This is a genomic window from Pseudomonas sp. BF-B-15, from assembly GCF_019946675.1.
GTDB classification, from domain to species: Bacteria; Pseudomonadota; Gammaproteobacteria; order Pseudomonadales; family Pseudomonadaceae; genus Aquipseudomonas; species Aquipseudomonas migulae.
Map to the genome: position 1 here is coordinate 14,027 of NZ_JAGYFZ010000021.1, position 18,653 is coordinate 32,679.

18 protein-coding genes are annotated in these 18,653 nt (G+C 59.3%); 14 read left to right on the forward strand and 4 right to left on the reverse strand.

The genetic code is table 11. From position 1 onward, the window contains the following. Window positions 1–201 precede the first annotated feature (201 nt). From KGA97_RS09440 to KGA97_RS09460, 5 genes are read left to right on the forward strand one after another with little or no spacing between them, the layout of a single operon-like run. Window positions 202–1,167 carry a sulfonate ABC transporter substrate-binding protein gene (locus tag KGA97_RS09440; RefSeq protein WP_008026015.1) on the forward strand — a complete coding sequence of 322 codons (966 nt, stop codon included), beginning with the start codon at window positions 202–204 and terminating at the stop codon, window positions 1,165–1,167. A gap of 40 nt (window positions 1,168–1,207) precedes the next feature. Continuing rightward, window positions 1,208–2,356, forward strand: coding sequence for an FMNH2-dependent alkanesulfonate monooxygenase (ssuD, locus tag KGA97_RS09445; protein ID WP_008026018.1), 1,149 nt, complete (start codon window positions 1,208–1,210; stop codon window positions 2,354–2,356). Between the two features lie 8 nt (window positions 2,357–2,364). Further along, on the forward strand, window positions 2,365–3,147 hold the full coding sequence (gene ssuC, locus KGA97_RS09450; RefSeq protein ID WP_192227512.1) for an aliphatic sulfonate ABC transporter permease SsuC: 783 nt from the start codon (window positions 2,365–2,367) through the stop codon (window positions 3,145–3,147). Further along, a complete protein-coding gene (ssuB, locus tag KGA97_RS09455; RefSeq protein WP_008040746.1) occupies window positions 3,144–3,950 on the forward strand; it encodes an aliphatic sulfonates ABC transporter ATP-binding protein in 807 nt (268 codons plus the stop codon). Before ssuC ends, ssuB begins: the two co-directional genes overlap by 4 nt. A gap of 33 nt (window positions 3,951–3,983) precedes the next feature. Further along, window positions 3,984–4,199: a molybdopterin-binding protein gene (locus tag KGA97_RS09460; protein WP_003229256.1), complete on the forward strand. Its 216-nt coding sequence runs from the start codon at window positions 3,984–3,986 to the stop codon at window positions 4,197–4,199. 173 nt (window positions 4,200–4,372) lie between these two features. On the opposite strand, the gene KGA97_RS09465 is transcribed toward KGA97_RS09460, so the two are convergent. The 3 genes from KGA97_RS09465 to KGA97_RS09475 form a co-directional block, all read right to left on the reverse strand. Beyond that, complete coding sequence (locus KGA97_RS09465; protein ID WP_008040751.1) at window positions 4,373–5,011, reverse strand: TetR/AcrR family transcriptional regulator; 639 nt, start codon at window positions 5,009–5,011, stop codon at window positions 4,373–4,375. Window positions 5,012–5,102: 91 nt separating this feature from the next. Continuing rightward, complete coding sequence (locus KGA97_RS09470) at window positions 5,103–5,828, reverse strand: carbonic anhydrase (protein WP_223480661.1); 726 nt, start codon at window positions 5,826–5,828, stop codon at window positions 5,103–5,105. Window positions 5,829–6,060: 232 nt separating this feature from the next. Beyond that, the gene (locus KGA97_RS09475; protein ID WP_008026026.1) at window positions 6,061–7,437 is read right to left on the reverse strand and encodes a glutamine synthetase family protein; all 1,377 of its coding nucleotides are present in this window, start codon (window positions 7,435–7,437) and stop codon (window positions 6,061–6,063) included. Between the two features lie 278 nt (window positions 7,438–7,715). Here KGA97_RS09475 and KGA97_RS09480 point away from each other — a divergent pair, with 278 nt between their 5' ends. The 8 genes from KGA97_RS09480 to KGA97_RS09515 all read left to right on the forward strand — a co-directional run bounded on the left by KGA97_RS09480 (window position 7,716) and on the right by KGA97_RS09515 (window position 16,573). Next, on the forward strand, window positions 7,716–8,096 hold the full coding sequence (locus KGA97_RS09480) for a gamma-glutamyl-gamma-aminobutyrate hydrolase family protein (RefSeq protein WP_223480662.1): 381 nt from the start codon (window positions 7,716–7,718) through the stop codon (window positions 8,094–8,096). Between the two features lie 37 nt (window positions 8,097–8,133). Further along, on the forward strand, window positions 8,134–9,492 hold the full coding sequence (locus KGA97_RS09485) for a glutamine synthetase family protein (RefSeq protein WP_008026030.1): 1,359 nt from the start codon (window positions 8,134–8,136) through the stop codon (window positions 9,490–9,492). A 58-nt stretch (window positions 9,493–9,550) separates the two neighbouring features. Continuing rightward, window positions 9,551–10,915 (forward strand): aspartate aminotransferase family protein, encoded by a 1,365-nt coding sequence (locus tag KGA97_RS09490; protein ID WP_008026032.1) that lies wholly within the window; start codon window positions 9,551–9,553, stop codon window positions 10,913–10,915. Window positions 10,916–11,085: 170 nt separating this feature from the next. Beyond that, complete coding sequence (locus KGA97_RS09495; protein WP_008026034.1) at window positions 11,086–12,198, forward strand: polyamine ABC transporter substrate-binding protein; 1,113 nt, start codon at window positions 11,086–11,088, stop codon at window positions 12,196–12,198. A gap of 256 nt (window positions 12,199–12,454) precedes the next feature. Continuing rightward, entirely contained in the window at window positions 12,455–13,552 is a 1,098-nt protein-coding gene (locus tag KGA97_RS09500; protein WP_008026036.1) for a polyamine ABC transporter substrate-binding protein, read from the forward strand. Window positions 13,553–13,623: 71 nt separating this feature from the next. Continuing rightward, window positions 13,624–14,766 (forward strand): ABC transporter ATP-binding protein, encoded by a 1,143-nt coding sequence (locus KGA97_RS09505; protein WP_008026038.1) that lies wholly within the window; start codon window positions 13,624–13,626, stop codon window positions 14,764–14,766. 35 nt (window positions 14,767–14,801) lie between these two features. Further along, complete coding sequence (locus KGA97_RS09510) at window positions 14,802–15,683, forward strand: ABC transporter permease subunit (RefSeq protein WP_177318183.1); 882 nt, start codon at window positions 14,802–14,804, stop codon at window positions 15,681–15,683. Beyond that, complete coding sequence (locus tag KGA97_RS09515; protein ID WP_008026042.1) at window positions 15,680–16,573, forward strand: ABC transporter permease subunit; 894 nt, start codon at window positions 15,680–15,682, stop codon at window positions 16,571–16,573. Before KGA97_RS09510 ends, KGA97_RS09515 begins: the two co-directional genes overlap by 4 nt. 130 nt (window positions 16,574–16,703) lie before the next feature. Here KGA97_RS09515 and KGA97_RS09520 read toward each other — a convergent pair whose 3' ends face one another. Continuing rightward, entirely contained in the window at window positions 16,704–17,345 is a 642-nt protein-coding gene (locus KGA97_RS09520; RefSeq protein ID WP_207284902.1) for an HD domain-containing protein, read from the reverse strand. A 304-nt stretch (window positions 17,346–17,649) separates the two neighbouring features. Here KGA97_RS09520 and KGA97_RS09525 point away from each other — a divergent pair, with 304 nt between their 5' ends. Continuing rightward, window positions 17,650–18,615, forward strand: a complete 966-nt coding sequence (locus KGA97_RS09525) for a GlxA family transcriptional regulator (RefSeq protein ID WP_008040757.1) — start codon at window positions 17,650–17,652, stop codon at window positions 18,613–18,615. Window positions 18,616–18,653: the final 38 nt, after the last annotated feature.

Sequence of the window (18,653 nt, forward strand, 5' to 3'; positions counted from 1 at the left end):
TTTGAAAAGTCGCCGAGCGAAGATCAGGCAAGGCAAAAGTTAGCGAGGAAGCGGAGTTGACGTTAGTCAATGAGCATTCCGAGCTGACTTTTAACGCAGCATGATCGAGCGCAGGCACTTTTCAGACAAAAAACTCACCTTACTCAGCCGTCAACGGTTAAGCAGGTGCAGCCAAAACCCAACTGCAAAAAGGAGAGCGCTATGCGCACTGTCATTTTGCGTCGTGGTCTGGTCGCTCTGTTTGCTGCGGCTGTAACCTTCGGCGCCATTACTCAAGCACAAGCTGAAACCCTGCGGATCGGCTATCAAAAGTACGGCACCCTGGTGCTGCTCAAAGCCAAAGGCACCCTGGAAAAACGCCTCGCCGCCCAAGGTGTCGACGTGCAATGGACTGAATTCCCCGGCGGCCCGCAGCTGCTTGAAGGCCTGAACGTCGGCTCCATCGACTTCGGTGTCACCGGCGAAACGCCTCCGGTATTTGCTCAAGCGGCGGGCGCCGATCTGCTCTACGTCGCCTACGAACCGCCTGCGCCGCACAGCGAAGCGATCCTGGTGCCGAAGGACTCGCCGATCAAATCGGTGAAGGACCTCAAGGGCAAGAAAGTCGTGCTCAACAAAGGCTCCAACGTTCACTACCTGCTGGTCCGCGCGCTTGAAGACGCCGGCCTCAAATACACCGACATCCAGACCGTCTTCCTGCCGCCGGCCGATGCCCGCGCCGCGTTCGAGCGTGGCAGTGTCGATGCCTGGGTCATCTGGGACCCGTACCAGGCCGCCGCCGAGAAGCAGCTGCAAGCGCACACCCTGCGCGATGGCAAGGGCATCGTCGACAACCATCAGTTCTACCTGGCGACCAAGCCTTACGCACAGAAAAATCCTGAGGTGATCAAGACCCTCGTGGAAGAAGTGCGCGCCGTCGGCGAATGGTCCAAGGCCAATCCTGAAGACGTGACCAAACAGGTCTCGCCACTGCTCGGCTTGCCGGAAGACATCACCCTGACCTCGGTGAAACGCCAGGGCTACGGTGCGTTGTTCCTGACCCCGGAAGTGGTCGCCGCGCAACAGAAAATCGCCGACAGCTTCTACCAGCTCAAGCTGATTCCGAAGCCGCTCAGTATCAAAGACGTGATCTGGACGCCACCGGCAGCCGTTGCCAAAGCTCAGTAACCCAAAGCCCGGTAATTCGATTCCCCAAGGAGACCACTCCATGAGCCTCAATATCTTCTGGTTCCTGCCTACCCACGGCGACGGCCATTACCTTGGCACCGCCGAAGGCGCTCGCGCCGTTGACCACGGTTACCTGCAACAAGTCGCGCAAGCGGCGGATCGCCTGGGCTTCGGCGGGGTGCTGATTCCCACTGGCCGCTCGTGCGAAGACTCGTGGCTGGTGGCCGCGTCGCTGATCCCGGTGACCCAGCGTTTGAAATTCCTTGTCGCTCTGCGCCCCGGGATCATTTCCCCGACGGTGGCTGCGCGTCAGGCCGCGACACTGGATCGTCTGTCCGGCGGTCGTGCGCTGTTCAACCTGGTGACCGGCGGTGATCCGGAAGAATTGGCCGGCGATGGTTTGTTCCTGACCCACGAAGAGCGCTATCAGGCTTCGGTGGAATTCACCCGCATCTGGCGTCGCGTGCTGGAAGGCGAAACCGTCGATTACGACGGTCAGCACATCAGCGTGAAAGGCGCCAAGTTGCTCTATCCGCCGATCCAGCAACCGCGTCCGCCGCTGTACTTCGGCGGCTCGTCGGAAGCCGCGCAAGACCTGGCCGCCGAGCAAGTGGAAATGGTCCTGACCTGGGGCGAACCGCCGGCCGCCGTGGCCGAGAAGATCGAACAGGTTCGCGCCAAAGCCGCGAAGCTTGGCCGCACGGTGCGCTTCGGTATTCGCTTGCACGTGATCGTCCGTGAAACCAATGCCGAAGCCTGGCAAGCGGCGGACCGACTGATCTCGCACCTGGACGACGACACCATTGCCCGTGCCCAGGCTTCCCTGGCGCGCTTCGATTCCGTGGGCCAGCAACGCATGGCGGCGCTGCATGGCGGCAGCCGCGACAACCTGGAAGTCAGCCCTAACCTGTGGGCTGGTGTCGGCCTGGTGCGTGGCGGTGCCGGTACTGCTTTGGTCGGCGACGGTCCGACCGTGGCCGCCCGCGTGAAGGAATACGCGGACCTGGGCATCGACACCTTCATCTTCTCCGGTTACCCACACCTGGAAGAGTCGTACCGCGTCGCCGAGTTGCTGTTCCCGCACCTGGACATCGAGCGTCCGGAGCTGCCGAAAAGCGCCGGTTACGTCAGCCCGTTCGGCGAGATGGTCGCCAACGACATTCTTCCCAAAGCTGCGTCCCAGAGCTGAGGCGCGCCATGAAGAGAATCATCCACAACCTGGCGCCCTGGGCGTTGCCGATTTTGCTGTTGGCGGTGTGGCAGTTGTCGGTGTCGGCGGGCTGGTTGTCGACACGGATTCTGCCGGCGCCGATTGCCGTGATCGAAGCCGGCGTGAGCCTGGTGCGCAGCGGTGAAATCTGGACGCACCTGGCAATCAGCGGCTGGCGTGCGGCGCTGGGCTTCACCATCGGTGGCGGCATCGGCCTGGCGCTGGGCTTCATTACCGGCCTGTCGAAATGGGGCGAACGCCTGCTCGACAGTTCGGTGCAGATGATCCGCAACGTGCCGCACCTGGCGCTGATTCCGCTGGTGATCCTGTGGTTCGGCATCGACGAGTCGGCGAAGATTTTCCTGGTGGCGTTGGGCACCTTGTTCCCGATCTACCTCAACACCTACCACGGCATTCGCAACGTCGACCCGGCGCTGGTGGAGATGGCGCGCAGCTACGGCTTGTCCGGTTTCAGTCTGTTCCGTCAGGTGATTCTGCCGGGTGCATTGCCTTCGATTCTGGTCGGCGTGCGTTTTGCGCTGGGCTTCATGTGGCTGACCTTGATCGTTGCTGAAACCATTTCCGCGAGCTCCGGCATTGGCTACCTGGCAATGAACGCCCGGGAGTTTTTGCAGACCGACGTGGTGGTGCTCGCGATCCTGATGTACGCGGTGCTCGGCAAACTGGCCGACCTCGCGGCTCGTGGACTTGAACGTGTGTGGCTGCGCTGGCATCCGGCGTATCAGGTTGCCAAAGGAGGTGCCGCATGACCGCTCAACAACCTCCACGCCTGCTGCGCGGGATTCCGCTGGTGGTGCGCAAGCTGCAAAAAACCTTCGGTTCGCGGCAGGTGCTGCGCGAGATCGATCTGCACATTCCGGCCGGCCAATTCGTCGCCGTGGTGGGGCGCAGTGGTTGCGGCAAAAGTACCTTGCTGCGGTTGCTCGCCGGCCTCGATAAGCCGACTGGCGGCGAGTTGCTCGCCGGTTCCGCACCGCTGAGTGACGCACGGGAAGATACCCGGTTGATGTTCCAGGAAGCCCGTCTGCTGCCGTGGAAAAAGGTCATCGACAACGTCGGCCTCGGGCTCTCGGGCAACTGGCGGCCACAAGCGCTGGAAGCGTTGGAGTCGGTGGGTCTGGCGGACCGCGCCAATGAATGGCCGGCGGCCTTGTCCGGCGGGCAGAAGCAGCGTGTGGCCCTGGCCCGCGCGCTGATTCATCAACCGCGCCTGCTGTTGCTGGACGAACCGCTGGGCGCGCTGGATGCCCTGACCCGGATCGAAATGCAGCAACTAATCGAACGGCTCTGGCAGAAGCACGGTTTCACCGTGTTGCTGGTGACCCACGACGTCAGTGAAGCGGTGGCGATTGCCGATCGGGTGATCCTGATCGAAGAGGGCGAAGTCGGCCTCGACCTGCACGTGGAACTGCCGCGCCCTCGGGTTCGGGGTTCGCATCGGCTGGCGGCGCTGGAAACCGAAGTCCTCAATCGCGTCCTCGCGCTGCCCGGCCAGCCGCCGGAACCGGAACCTGTTTCACCCTTGCCTACGCAATTGCGTTGGGCTCAATAACTCAAGCCTCATCCAACGACAGGAATCAACATCATGACTATCAAAGCCATCAACGTTCGTAACCAGTTCAAAGGCTCGATCAAGGAAATCGTACTGGGTGACGTGCTGTCGGAAATCGACGTGCAAACCGCTTCCGGCATCGTCACGTCGGTGATCACCACCCGCTCGGTGAAAGAGCTGGAACTGGTGGTCGGCAGTGAAGTGATCGCGTTCGTGAAATCCACCGAGGTGTCGATCGCCAAGTTGTAAGACTGTGCGCCAACAACAACCCCGAAGGGTTCGAACCCTTCGGGGTTTTTTATGGGCGTGAATCAGTCAATTCGGCGGTGCGGCCATCGCGAGCAGGCTCACTCCCACAGGGAAACGCGTTCCAATGTAGGAGCGAGCCTGCTCGCGATGAGGCCGGTGCAGCTGAAAAATAATCAGGCAGGAATAGCACGCTTGGGCAAATACGGCGGCAAATACAGCCCCAGATACGCATCAAACACCCGCATCCCTTCCTCGGCCATGCGCGGCGTGATCTGCCCATGCTGTTGCACTGAGCGGGCATAAACGCGATCACCCAGCTCCATGGCCAGCGCAAACACATCAACGTCAGTCGGCAATTTAGGCAGTTCGAAATGATGATCGAACAGCTTGTGCATCAGGTCGCCCAGCTCAATGTCGTGCTGACGGTCGGCCTGAGTCACTTCGGTCAGGCCATGCTGCGCGAGGATCAATTGGCGGGCGGCGGCGTCTTCGTCGTAGATGTCGAGCATGCGTTGTTCCACCAACCGCGACAGGTCGCGCCAGCCGTTGAGCGCATCGTGGTCGATGGGCGCTTGCAGGCAGGCGCGAAAAGCCGCGTGGACGTCGGCGGTCAGCGCTTCGAGCAGGGCCGGGACGCTGGCGAAAAAGTGGTAGACCGAGGAGGGCGGGATTTCCGCGCGTTCGGCAACGCTGTAGATCGACAGACTGGCCACGCCCTCGGCGGCCAGCAGCGTGCGGGCGGCATCGAGTATCGAATCGATCCGGGCCTGGCTGCGGGCGCGGGGTTTGCGTGGGGTGGCGAGTCGGGTCATTGAAGTCTCCTGCGGGGCAGCGGGCATTGTACGAGGCGGGTGGCACCTTGTCTGTATGGGCACCGCTGCCCGAATTGACTGTCAGGACTGATTAGCCTCCGACGTGCACACTCCGACCGTTCAAGGGTTGAACTGGGCGTGAATTCATCGGATAGAGCACCTGGAAAGCCTCCAGTTGCGCGCGGGAAATTTCCAATGGAGTGGTCAGCACATTCCAGCGCACGCCTTCGGTACAGGGAGGTGTTGTGAGGGAGCCCATGTAGGAATAGGCGTTATGGTTTGCAGGTAATAACTGCGCAACGTTAATCGCCTCCAGGTTCGCAGTGCCACCTGTATTTTTTGGCATGGCTGCCAGGACAGGCTCCAGGTTCGGGTTGTGAGCACCTTCTTCAAACACCACTGCCACCACGGCCAGTTCGCCTGCGGCATTGCGATGAACCAGGTGTGCGTCCATCGGGAAGATGCGCCCCTGGATCATTTCTTCACTTGGCGTATGGAAATGCAGTTGTACCAAGGAGTAATGACCGGAGGCCAGATTGATTCCTCCGGCGTTCTCTGGAGTTACTTGAATCGTATGACCGTTGTTCACTACCGTGGCTTTGCCCGAATGATAGGTAAAGTTCAGAGGCTCCAGATCGGTTTTGACCGCGTCACGAATATCAATGGGCGACTGTGTTTGGCCTGACGAGCAGAGGCTGTACTCGCTCTTCAGTTCACCCCAGTTTTGTGGGCCGGTGGGGGCGGAATAGCTCCATGGGGCCGTGTCGCCAGCGGTTGCCCAGGCGGTCGTGCACAAACTGGCGACGATCAGAGTCATGGCTGTACCCAATCGCTGTTTTTTCATTTTTGTTCTCACACGTAGTCAGGGAAACGGAAAGAGTTCCGGAGTCTAGAGTGTGAGGTGGTGGTCAGGGGGCAGATGTCGTTAGCGTCTGACGAATTCGTAGGAGTTTTCTTTGGTTTTTGGTCGCAAGCATTCCATAACAAATCGCGAGCAAAAAAAACGCCGCAAGCTGTGAAGCCTGCGGCGTTGTTTTCACTGCAACCGCTTAAACGGTATGCAGATACCAGTTGTACTCAAGGTCGGAGATGGAGTGTTCAAACTCCTCCAGCTCACTTTCCTTGCAGGCCACGAAGATATCGATGTATTTCGGATCGATGTACTTGGCCATGACTTCGCTGTCGTCCAGCTCGCGCAGTGCGTCGCGCAGGTTGTTCGGCAGGCTTTGCTCGTTCTGCTCGTAGGAGTTGCCTTCCACGGGTGCGCCCGGCTCGATCTTGTTGGTCAGGCCGTGGTGCACGCCCGCCAGGACCGAAGCCATCAGCAGGTACGGGTTGGCGTCGGCGCCGGCTACACGGTGTTCGATGCGCACGGCATCGGCGGCGCCGGTGGGTACGCGAATCGCTACGGTGCGGTTGTCCAGGCCCCAGCACGGCGAGTTCGGCACATAGAACTGCGCGCCGAAACGACGGTAGGAGTTGACGTTCGGGCAGAGGAAAGCCATCTGCGCCGGTAGGGTCTCGAGCACACCGCCGATCGCGTGACGCAGTGCGGCGTTCTGCTCGGGATCCTCGCTGGCAAAAATGTTTTTGCCGTCTTTATCAAGAATCGAAATGTGGACGTGCAGACCGTTACCCGCCTGGCCCGGGTAAGGCTTGGCCATGAAGGTGGTGTCCATCTCATGGTCGTAGGCGATGTTCTTGATCAGGCGCTTGAGCAGGACCGCGTAGTCGCAGGCCTTGATCGGGTCGGCCACGTGGTGCAGGTTCACTTCGAACTGCGCCGGGGCACTTTCCTTGACGATGGCGTCGGCCGGGATGCCTTGCTCTTTTGCACCTTCCAGAATGTCCTGGAGGCAGTCGACGTATTCGTCGAGGTCGTCGATCAGGTAGACCTGTGTCGAGTGCGGGCGTTTACCGGAAACCGGCGAGCGAGGTGGTTGCGGACGGCCGTTCACGTTCTCCTGGTCGATCAGGTAGAACTCCAGTTCGAACGCGGCGCAGATGGTCAGGCCCATTTCGTCGAACTTGCGCACCACGTTGGCCAGCACTTCGCGCGGGTCGGCGAAGAATGGTTCGCCTTCGAGTTCGTGCATGGTCATCAACAGTTGCGCGGTAGGGCGCTTCTGCCAGGGCTCATTGCACAGTGTGTCGGGGATTGGATAGCAGATTCGGTCAGCATCGCCGATGTCCAGGCCCAGGCCGGTGCTTTCCACCGTCGAGCCGTTGATATCCAGAGCAAATAGAGAGGCCGGCAGGTTGATGCCTTTCTCGTAAACCTTGTGGAGGCTGGTGCGTTCAATGCGCTTGCCGCGCACCACACCATTCATATCCGCAATCAGAAGGTCAACGTACAGAACCTCAGGATGTTCCTTAAGGAACGCGTTCGCTTCGTTAAGCTGAACGGCACGCGGGGGTACCGACATGATGCAACACCTTTGTTGTTAAAAATATCAATCATTGATCTCTTCGGATTCCAGTCAACCCGAACGGCATGCCGAAGTCAAGCGAGGCCTTTTTTGCCCTAAAAAAGCGCCCATGAGGCTTTTTTGAGGCACTTTGGGGCGTTTTTATGCCTTTGAATGCTTTGCCGTCCGCGGGCTTGAGCGGGCCGTGTTGTATTTTTTACGGGGGTGTTGTGTAAAAAAATGAACAAGGCTAAGCTCGATTCAAACCCATAACAGCAATAATACCGGGGTGCTTCATGTCTCGCCTGCCGTTAATCGGCGTCGCCGTCTGCTCTACGCAGATCGGTCTGCATGCTTATCACATCAGTGGCGATCGTTACGCTCACGCCAGGGCCCGTGTTGCCAAAGGCGTGCCGTCGACTCTTCCTTCCCCGGCAAACCGGCTGGTTCCGTCCGATATTCTGGACGGTCTGCGCGACATTCTCTTTACGGGTTGTCCTTCCAATATAGAACCGTTTTACCTGGCTGGCCCGACCAACGTGTCGGTCATCGCTCATGATTCTGCACGCCTTGGATTGTTCCCGTTCACCCATGCCGTCGTCGAGGCAGGTATTTGTGCGCGGCAATTGCAGTGGCAATCTGTACCAAGCGACGCCCGTGCGTCAAACAACGCCTGACTTATAAGAGTCAGGAAACTCAGCCTAAGAGGCATTTATGAGTAACAACCTCGACCAGCTCACCGATTGGTTGAAAGACCACAAGATCACAGAAGTCGAATGCATGATCGCCGACTTGACCGGGATCACCCGGGGCAAGATTTCGCCGACCAACAAGTTCATTGCTGAAAAAGGCATGCGCCTGCCCGAGAGCGTTCTGTTGCAGACCGTGACCGGCGACTATGTCGAAGACGACATCTATTACGAACTGCTCGACCCGGCCGACATCGACATGATCTGCCGTCCCGACTCGAATGCAGTGTTCCTGGTGCCATGGGCCATCGAGCCGACCGCCCAGGTGATCCACGACACTTATGACAAGCAAGGCAACCCGATCGAGCTGTCGCCGCGCAACGTGCTTAAAAAGGTTCTGAAGCTCTATTCCGACAAGGGCTGGCAGCCAATCGTGGCGCCGGAAATGGAGTTTTACCTGACCAAGCGTAGCGACGACCCCGACTACCCGCTGCAACCGCCAATCGGTCGCTCGGGGCGCCCGGAAATCGGTCGCCAGTCGTTCTCCATCGAAGCGGCGAACGAATTCGATCCGCTGTTCGAAGACGTCTACGACTGGTGCGAACTGCAGGAGCTGGACCTCGACACGCTGATCCACGAGGACGGCACGGCGCAGATGGAAATCAACTTCCGTCACGGCGATGCCCTGTCCCTGGCTGACCAGATCCTGGTGTTCAAACGCACCATGCGCGAAGCCGCGCTCAAGCACGACGTGGCCGCCACTTTCATGGCCAAGCCGATGACCGGCGAGCCGGGCAGCGCGATGCACCTGCACCAGAGCATCATCGACATCGAGACCGGCAAGAACGTCTTCTCCAATGAAGACGGGACCATGAGCCAGTTGTTCCTGCATCACATCGGTGGCTTGCAGAAACTGATCCCCGAGCTGTTGCCGCTGTTCGCCCCGAACGTCAACTCGTTCCGCCGCTTCCTGCCGGATACGTCGGCGCCGGTGAACGTGGAGTGGGGTGAAGAGAACCGCACCGTGGGCCTGCGGGTGCCGGATGCCGGGCCGCAAAACCGTCGGGTGGAAAACCGCCTGCCGGGGGCTGATGCCAACCCGTACCTGGCGATTGCCGCGAGCCTGCTCTGCGGTTACATCGGCATGGTCGAAGGCTTGAACCCAAGTGCGCCGGTGGTGGGGCGCGGCTATGAACGCCGCAACCTGCGCCTGCCACTGACCATCGAGGACGCGCTGGATCGCATGGAAAACAGCGCGACCATCGAGAAATACCTGGGCAAGAAATTCATCACTGGCTACGTCGCGGTCAAGCGGGCCGAGCATGAAAACTTCAAGCGCGTGATCAGCTCCTGGGAGCGGGAATTCCTGCTCTTCGCCGTCTGATGCGCCGGGCGCCGCTGCTTTTGGCGGCGCCTTTCACCGAAATCTTAGGAGAGTTCGCATGACCAGCAACAACCCGCAAACCCGTGAATGGCAAACCCTGAGCAACGATCACCACCTGGCCCCGTTCAGCGACTTCAAGCAGCTGAAAGAGAAAGGCCCGCGGATCATCACCAACGCCAAGGGCGTTTACCTCTGGGACAGCGAAGGCAACAAGATCCTCGACGGCATGGCCGGCCTGTGGTGCGTAGCGATCGGCTACGGTCGCGATGAACTGGCTGATGCCGCCAGCAAGCAAATGCGCGAGTTGCCTTACTACAACCTGTTCTTCCAGACCGCTCACCCGCCGGTGCTCGAGCTGGCCAAGGCCATTGCCGACATCGCGCCAGAAGGCATGAACCATGTGTTCTTCACCGGTTCCGGCTCCGAAGGCAACGACACCATGCTGCGTATGGTCCGCCACTATTGGGCGATCAAGGGCCAGCCGAAAAAGAAAGTCATCATCAGCCGCAAGAACGGTTATCACGGTTCCACCGTGGCCGGCGCGAGCCTGGGTGGCATGACGTACATGCACGAACAAGGCGACTTGCCGATCCCGGGCATCGTCCACATCGCCCAGCCTTACTGGTTCAGTGAAGGCGGTGACATGACACCGGAAGAGTTCGGTGTGTGGGCAGCCAATCAGCTGGAAGAGAAGATTCTGGAAATCGGCGTGGACAACGTCGGTGCCTTTATTGCCGAGCCGATCCAGGGTGCCGGTGGCGTGATCATTCCGCCAGACACCTACTGGCCGCGCATCAAGGAAATCCTCGCCAAGTACGACATCCTGTTCGTGGCGGACGAAGTGATCTGTGGTTTCGGCCGCACCGGTGAGTGGTTCGGTACCGATTTCTACGGCCTCAAACCCGACATGATGACCATCGCCAAAGGCCTGACGTCCGGCTACATCCCGATGGGTGGCCTGATCGTGCGTGACGAAGTGGTGGCGGTGCTCAACGAGGGCGGCGATTTCAACCACGGTTTCACCTACTCCGGGCACCCGGTGGCGGCGGCGGTGGCGCTGGAAAACATCCGCATCCTGCGCGAAGAAAAAATTATCGAGCGCGTTCATGCAGAAACGGCACCTTACTTGCAGAAACGTTTGCGGGAACTGAGCGATCACCCGTTAGTGGGGGAAGTGCGCGGGGTGGGGCTGTTGGGGGCCATCGAACTGGTTCAGGACAAGGCCACGCGCAAGCGTTACGAAGGCAAGGGCGTCGGCATGATCTGCCGCACATTCTGCTTCGACAACGGCCTGATCATGCGTGCCGTCGGCGACACCATGATCATCGCTCCGCCACTGGTGATCACCAAGGCTGAAATCGATGAGCTGGTGACCAAGGCACGCAAGTGTCTGGACCTGACCCTGAGTGCGTTGCAGGGCTAAGTGCTAGGCTCTGAGCGGGAGACATGAAACTTTCGCTCAGGGCAGTCGCAAACGGCGGCCTTTCCTTGAAAGACCGCCACCGATCTTGCCAGACTAGCCGCGGTTCCAGTTGCCCGGGTTTGGCCGCTGAACAAAGTGGTTCAAAAAAGAAAAAATTTGGAGCATTACGCATGAAGGCATTAGGAAAAAAGCTTGCTGGCAAGACACTTCTCGCCATGTCCCTGATGGGCATTATGGCGGGTGCGGTTCAGGCGGACGACAAGGTGTTGCACGTCTATAACTGGTCCGATTACATCGCTCCGGACACCATCAAGAAGTTCGAAACCGAGTCCGGCATCAAAGTCGTTTACGACGTATTCGACAGTAACGAAACCCTGGAAGCCAAGTTGCTGGCAGGCAAGTCCGGTTACGACATCGTCGTACCGTCGAACAACTTCCTGGCCAAGCAGATCAAGGCCGGCGTTTACCAGAAGCTGGACAAGTCCAAGCTGCCTAACTGGAAGAACCTGAACACTGACCTGCTCAAAGCGGTATCGGTGAGCGACCCGGGCAACGAACATGCCTTCCCGTACATGTGGGGTTCGATCGGTATCGGCTTCAACGCCGAGAAGGTCAAGGCAGCACTGGGCGCCGATGCACCGACCAATTCCTGGGACCTGTTGTTCAAACCTGAAAACATCGCGAAGTTGAAATCGTGTGGCGTCAGTTTCCTTGATTCGCCAACCGAGATGATTCCGGTGGCGTTGCACTACCTGGGCTATCCAACCGACAGCCAGGACAAAAAACAATTGGCCGAAGCCGAAGCGCTGTTCCTGAAGATTCGTCCTTCGGTTGGCTACTTCCACTCGTCCAAGTACATCTCCGACCTGGCCAACGGCAACATCTGCGTAGCCGTGGGTTACTCGGGTGACATCTACCAGGCCAAAGCGCGCGCCGCCGAAGCCGGTGACAAGGTGAAAGTCAGCTACAACATTCCGAAAGAAGGTGCCGGCAGCTTCTACGACATGGTCGCCATCCCTAAAGATGCCGAAAACGTCGAAGGCGCCTACAAGTTCATGACCTTCCTGCAAAAGCCGGAAATCATGGCTGAAATCACCAACGCGGTACGTTTCCCGAACGGTAACGCGGCGGCCACTCCTCTGGTCGAAAAAGAAATCACCGAAGATCCGGGTGTCTACCCGCCTGCCGATGTGCTGGCCAAGCTGTACGCGATTGCCGATTTGCCGGCCGCGACCCAGCGGATCCTGACTCGCAGCTGGACCAAGATCAAATCCGGTAAGTAAGCAGTAGTAACCCTTGTAGGAGCGAGCCTGCTCGCGATGAACCTGAGAGCACCGCTGGGTGTCAGGCACCCAGCGTCATCGTTGACGACCATCGCGAGCAATCGAGCGTCGACCGGCTGCTCCTACACGGATCTTCATAAAGTTTGCTGGAACGGTTTTTCGAGGGTAAGTTGCGCGCCGGTTTTGTTGCTGGGCAGCTACGACTGTCATGTAACGCGGGGCAACTTGGGCCCAACTAATTTTAGAGGACCTCCACTTGCCTATTTTTTCTTTGTTGCGCAATGCATTGCTGGCCGGTGCCGGACTGACGATGGCTGTCAGTGTCCAGGCTGCCGGCACGGTGCATATTTATAACTGGTCGGACTACATCGGCGAGACCACCCTGGCCGACTTCCAGAAAGAGACCGGTATCAAACCGGTGTATGACGTTTTTGATTCCAACGAAACCCTGGAGGGCAAGTTGCTCGCCGGGCGTACCGGTTATGACGTGGTCGTGCCGTCGAACCACTTCCTCGGCAAGCAGATCAAGGCCGGTGCTTTCCAGAAACTCGACAAGTCGAAGTTGCCGAACTACTCGAACCTCGACCCCGTATTGCTCAAGCGTCTGGAACAAAACGATCCGGGCAACTTGTACGCCGTCCCTTACCTGTGGGGCACCAACGGCATCGGTTACAACGTCGACAAGATCAAGGCTGTGCTGGGCGTCGACAAGATCGATTCCTGGAGCGCGGTGTTCGAGCCGGAGAACATCAAGAAGCTGCAGAGTTGCGGCGTGGCGTTCCTCGACTCCGCCGATGAAATGATGCCGACGGTCCTCAACTACATGGGCCTGAACGCCAACAGCACCAACCCCGAAGATTACAAAAAGGCTGAAGCCAAGTTGCTGGCGGTGCGGCCTTACGTGACCTACTTCCACTCCTCCAAGTACATCGCGGATCTGGCCAACGGCGATATCTGCATCGCGATCGGTTTTTCCGGCGACATGTTCCAGGCCCGCAACCGTGCGGCTGAAGCGAAGAAAGGCGTGAACATCGCCTACACCATTCCCAAAGAGGGCGGTGCGCTGTGGTTCGACATGCTCGCGATTCCGAAGGATTCGGGCAACGTCAAAGAGGCCCACGCCTTCATCAACTATTTGTTGAAACCCGAGGTGATCGCACAGGTCAGTGATTCTGTTGGCTATGCGAACCCCAACCCTGGCTCGGACAAATTGATGGAGCAGTCCATCCGCACCGACGAGTCGGTTTATCCACCGCAAGCAGTCCTCGACAAGACCTACGTGTCGGTCGAGTTACCACCAAACATTCAACGTTTGATGACCCGCAGCTGGACCAAGGTCAAGTCGGGCAAATAGCTTCAGGGCTCAAACTATCCAGGTTGGCTCACCTTGAGCGAACTGCACTCTTTTTTTTGGGAGTTTCGTAAATGGCAGTTGCCTCCGGCGCCTATAAGAAAGCCCTCGAGGGCGACCAGTCACCTAAACAGGTGCTGGTCAAAATCGACCGGGTCACGAAGAAGTTCGACGAGACGATTGCCGTGGACGATGTGTCCCTGGAAATCAAGAAAGGCGAGATTTTCGCCCTGCTCGGCGGTTCGGGATCGGGCAAGTCCACGTTGCTGCGCATGCTCGCAGGCTTCGAACGGCCCACGGAGGGGCGCATTTTCCTCGATGGCGTAGACATCACCGACATGCCGCCCTACGAGCGGCCGATCAACATGATGTTCCAGTCGTACGCCCTGTTCCCGCACATGACCGTGGCGCAGAACATCGCCTTCGGCCTCAAGCAGGACAAACTGCCTGCGGCTGAAATCGATGCCCGCGTGGCCGACATGCTCAAGCTGGTTCAGATGACCCAGTACGCCAAGCGCAAGCCGCATCAGTTGTCCGGTGGTCAGCGTCAGCGTGTGGCCCTGGCGCGTTCGCTGGCCAAGCGACCGAAGCTGTTGCTGCTCGACGAACCGATGGGTGCGCTGGACAAGAAGCTGCGTTCGCAAATGCAGCTTGAGCTGGTTGAAATCATCGAACGCGTTGGCGTGACCTGCGTGATGGTGACCCACGACCAGGAAGAGGCCATGACCATGGCCGAGCGCATCGCGATCATGCACCTGGGCTGGATCGCCCAGATCGGCAGCCCGATCGACATCTACGAAACCCCGACCAGCCGCCTGGTCTGCGAGTTCATCGGCAACGTCAACATCTTCGACGGTGAAGTGATCGACGACGCCGAAGGCCATGCGACCATCACCTGCAAAGACCTGGATCGCCAGATCTACGTGGGCCACGGCATCAGCACCTCGGTGCAGGACAAATCCGTGACCTACGCGATCCGTCCGGAAAAGCTGTTGGTGACGCCGGACATGCCGACCTGCGAATACAACTGGTCCAGCGGCAAGGTGCACGACATCGCCTACCTCGGTGGTCACTCGGTGTTCTACGTCGAGCTGCCGAGCGGCAAGATCGTCCAGTCGTTCGTCGCCAACGCCGAACGCCGTGGTCAGCGCCCAACCTGGGGTGACCAGGTTTACGTGTGGTGGGAAGACGACAGCGGCGTGGTACTCCGCTCATGAACATGCGCAAATTCAAACGCCGCCTCAATCGAATAATTCCCGGTGGCCGTCAGCTGGTCATCGGGGTTCCGTTCCTCTGGCTGTTCATGTTCTTCATGCTGCCGTTCTTCATCGTGTTGAAGATCAGCTTCGCTGAAGCCGACGTGGCCATTCCGCCGTACACCGAGATCTACAACTTCGTAGACCAGAAGCTGCAGGTGCTGCTCAACCTCGGCAACTACGCGATGCTCGGCGACGATGAGTTGTACATTGCCGCTTACCTCGGTTCGTTGAAGATGGCGCTGATCAGCACCATCCTCTGCCTGCTGATCGGTTATCCGATGGCCTACGCCATCGCCAGTGCCCGCAAAGAGCTGCAAACGGTGCTGGTGCTGCTGATCATGATGCCGACCTGGACCGCGATCCTGATCCGCGTTTACGCGTGGATGGGCATTCTCAGCAATAACGGTCTGCTCAACGGTTTCCTGATGAGCATGGGCTGGATCGACGAACCGCTGCAGATCCTCAACACCAACCTGGCGGTGTACATCGGCGTGGTTTATTCGTACCTGCCGTTCATGATCCTGCCGCTCTACGCCAACCTGGTGAAGCACGACAACAGTCTGTTGGAAGCCGCATCCGACCTCGGTTCGAGTACGTTCAACAGCTTCTGGAAGATCACCATTCCGCTGTCCAAGAACGGCATCGTCGCCGGTTGCATGCTGGTGTTCATTCCAGTGGTGGGCGAGTTCGTGATCCCGGAACTGCTGGGCGGTCCGGAAACCCTGATGATCGGTAAAGTGCTCTGGCAAGAGTTCTTCAACAACCGTGACTGGCCGGTGGCGTCTGCCCTGGCGGTGGTGATGCTGTTGATCCTGATTGTGCCGATCATCCTGTTCAACCGCAGTCAGGCCAAAGAAATGGAGGGTAAAGAATGAAGCGCTTCCGTTTCTCGAGTTTCATGCTGATCGCGGGTTTGCTGTTTATCTACGCGCCGATGCTGATCCTGGTGATCTACTCGTTCAACGCCTCGAAACTGGTGACGGTGTGGGGCGGCTGGTCGATCAAGTGGTACGTCGGCTTGATGGACAACACCCAACTGATGGGCTCGGTGGTGCGTTCGCTGGAAATCGCCTGCTACACGGCGATTGCCGCTGTGGCGCTGGGCACGTTGGCCGCATTCGTCCTGACCCGCATTACCCGCTTCAAGGGCCGCACGCTGTTCGGTGGCCTGGTTACCGCGCCGCTGGTGATGCCCGAAGTGATCACCGGTCTGTCGCTGTTGCTGCTGTTCGTGGCCATGGCGCAGATGATCGGCTGGCCGCAAGAGCGTGGCATCGTCACCATCTGGATCGCCCACACCACGTTCTGTGCGGCGTATGTGGCGGTGGTGGTGTCGGCGCGCTTGCGTGAGCTGGACCTGTCCATCGAAGAGGCCGCCATGGATCTCGGGGCGAAGCCGTGGAAGGTGTTCTTCCTGATCACCATCCCGATGATCGCGCCATCCCTGGGGGCGGGCGGCATGATGTCGTTCGCCCTGTCGCTGGATGACCTGGTGTTGGCCAGCTTCGTGTCGGGGCCGGGGTCGACGACCTTGCCGATGGAAGTGTTCTCGGCGGTGCGTCTGGGCGTGAAGCCTGAGATCAACGCCGTGGCCAGCCTGATTCTGCTGGCGGTGTCGTTGATGACCTTCCTGGTCTGGTTCTTCAGCCGCCGCGCCGAAGAAAGCCGCAAGCGTGCGATTCAGCAGGCCATCGAAGAAAGCGCTGCCGATTCGTGGAAGCAACCGGACGTGCGTCGCGCGCAGCAGGCGCCGGAAGCGGCCTGAGTGTTGGCCACAATCGCGTGGCCAACCCCGATCTACTGTAGGAGCCGGCTTGCTGGCGATAGCGGTTTAACATTCAACAATTACGCTGACTGTTACACCGCAATCGCCAGCAAGCCGGCTCCTACAGGTTTCAGGAAATCCAGGGGGACTTGCGGATGATCTCGACGAAGTTCATCGGCTTGAACCCTGGCTCGCTGTCCACCAGCACATCCGCGTTCACCGTACCGAACGTGGTGTCCGGCTTGTGCTTGAAGCCGTTGGCGAACGCACACAGGATGCACTCCTTGAACCCCTCGCCCCGTGGATGCGCGTGCACCACCGCCTCACGCTGCGCCGTGGGAAATGCCGCGTAGTCGATCCCCAGCACATCCATTTCCACACCTGCCGTCACCAGCGCCACATTGGGGCGCAGGTGATGCACTACGTTCGGCGTGGTGTGCAGGGCAATCGACAACCACACCTGTTCGATGTCGTCATCGCTCAGGCCATAAGGCTTGAGAAACGCTTTGGCGGCGTTGGCGCTATCGACTTCGAAGCGTTCATCGTCGCTGCGATGACCTTCCACCAGACCCAGGTCATGGAACATCGCGCCGACGTACAACAGCTCCGGGTTGTAGGCCAGTTGCTTGCGTTCACCGCTCAAAGCGCCGAACAGAAACACCCGGCGCGAGTGGTGATAAAGCAGGTCGGATTCGACGTCGCGAATGTATTCCGTGGTGGCCCGGGCCAAAGCGCTGTCGGGGATTTTGATGCCGGCGATGGTGCTGCTCATGGTGCTGTCCTCGTGGGGAACGCCGTGGCGGCGCTGATGGGACAAGTCTGTTCCCGGCCCCAAAACCGGACAATCGATCCATGGCTGCGATCCTTGCCAATGAGCATGCAAATCGCGCCAACCTCGCTTGTTGAGCGCGGATTGGCTACGGTTGAGGTCCTGCGCATGGATTTACGTCATGCGCACACCTTGTAGGAGCCGGCTTGCTGGCGATGGTATGTCAGCAACATTGATGTCGACTGACCCTCCATCGCCAGCAAGCCGGCTCCTACAAAGTCTGCGTGCATCGAGGGTGTTCCTTGTTATGAGTAAAACCGTTGCCATCGTGGTGTTCGCCGGCGTGCAGTCCCTGGATGTCACCGGCCCCATGGATGTGTTTTCCGAGGCCAATCGTTTCCTCGCGCCGCAGGATCACTATCAACTGGAGGTGATCGGCGTCGAGCGCGGTGTGATGCCGTGCTCCAACGGTTTATCCCTCAATGCCCATCGGCATTTCAGCGAGGCGCTGGGGGCGTACGACTTGTTGCTGGTGGCCGGTGGGCCGCAGTTGCCGTTCATGGATTTCGGCGCGGCCTTCGATGCCTGGCTGCGCGATGCCAGCGCGCTGGCGCAACGGTTCGGCTCGATCTGCAACGGTGCGTTCATGCTCGCCCGGGCAGGCTTGCTCGAAGGGCGAACAGTGACGACTCATTGGGGCGATGCCGCTGCGCTCGCGGCGTTGTGCCCTTCGACGCAGGTCGAGGCTGATCGCTTGTACGTGCAGGACGGCGAGCTCTATACCTCGGCCGGGGTCACGGCGGGGATCGATCTGTCGTTGTACTTGTTGGCCCGGGATCATGGGCCGGAAGTGGCGCTCAGCGTGGCCAAACGGTTGGTGGTGTTCACGCAGCGCTCGGGCGGGCAATCGCAGTTCAGTCCATTCCTCACGCCCCACGCCGAGCCGACGTCGGCGGTGGCGATGGTTCAGCATTATGTGCTGGCCAACCTGACCGGCGATCTGACCATTGCTGACCTGGCCAACGCCGCCAACATGAGCGCCCGCAACTTTTCCAGGGTGTTTGCCAAAGAGGCGAAGGTTACCCCGGCGGAATTCGTCGAACGGGCGAGGGTGGATGCGGCGCGGGTGATGCTCGAAAGCACCGTTGCGCCGTTGAAGACGGTGGCGTATCAGTGCGGGTTTCGCGATGCGCAGCATATGCGCAGCGTGTTCAATCGCCGGTTGGGGGTAACGCCGCAGCAGTTCAGGTTGAATTTTGCGGCGATGGTTTGAGCTGACATTTGTGTGGTCAGTCAGGGCCTCTTCGCGGG

Bases quoted from the DNA above. Each gene is read 5' to 3' on its own strand.
- KGA97_RS09440 (WP_008026015.1), top strand. From the start codon at position 202: ATGCGCACTGTCATTTTGCGTCGTGGTCTGGTCGCTCTGTTTGCTGCG.
- ssuD (WP_008026018.1), top strand. From the start codon at position 1,208: ATGAGCCTCAATATCTTCTGGTTCCTGCCTACCCACGGCGACGGCCAT.
- ssuC (WP_192227512.1), top strand. From the start codon at position 2,365: ATGAAGAGAATCATCCACAACCTGGCGCCCTGGGCGTTGCCGATTTTG.
- ssuB (WP_008040746.1), top strand. From the start codon at position 3,144: ATGACCGCTCAACAACCTCCACGCCTGCTGCGCGGGATTCCGCTGGTG.
- KGA97_RS09460 (WP_003229256.1), top strand. From the start codon at position 3,984: ATGACTATCAAAGCCATCAACGTTCGTAACCAGTTCAAAGGCTCGATC.
- KGA97_RS09465 (WP_008040751.1), bottom strand. From the start codon at position 5,011: ATGACCCGACTCGCCACCCCACGCAAACCCCGCGCCCGCAGCCAGGCC.
- KGA97_RS09470 (WP_223480661.1), bottom strand. From the start codon at position 5,828: ATGACTCTGATCGTCGCCAGTTTGTGCACGACCGCCTGGGCAACCGCT.
- KGA97_RS09475 (WP_008026026.1), bottom strand. From the start codon at position 7,437: ATGTCGGTACCCCCGCGTGCCGTTCAGCTTAACGAAGCGAACGCGTTC.
- KGA97_RS09480 (WP_223480662.1), top strand. From the start codon at position 7,716: ATGTCTCGCCTGCCGTTAATCGGCGTCGCCGTCTGCTCTACGCAGATC.
- KGA97_RS09485 (WP_008026030.1), top strand. From the start codon at position 8,134: ATGAGTAACAACCTCGACCAGCTCACCGATTGGTTGAAAGACCACAAG.
- KGA97_RS09490 (WP_008026032.1), top strand. From the start codon at position 9,551: ATGACCAGCAACAACCCGCAAACCCGTGAATGGCAAACCCTGAGCAAC.
- KGA97_RS09495 (WP_008026034.1), top strand. From the start codon at position 11,086: ATGAAGGCATTAGGAAAAAAGCTTGCTGGCAAGACACTTCTCGCCATG.
- KGA97_RS09505 (WP_008026038.1), top strand. From the start codon at position 13,624: ATGGCAGTTGCCTCCGGCGCCTATAAGAAAGCCCTCGAGGGCGACCAG.
- KGA97_RS09515 (WP_008026042.1), top strand. From the start codon at position 15,680: ATGAAGCGCTTCCGTTTCTCGAGTTTCATGCTGATCGCGGGTTTGCTG.
- KGA97_RS09520 (WP_207284902.1), bottom strand. From the start codon at position 17,345: ATGAGCAGCACCATCGCCGGCATCAAAATCCCCGACAGCGCTTTGGCC.
- KGA97_RS09525 (WP_008040757.1), top strand. From the start codon at position 17,650: ATGAGTAAAACCGTTGCCATCGTGGTGTTCGCCGGCGTGCAGTCCCTG.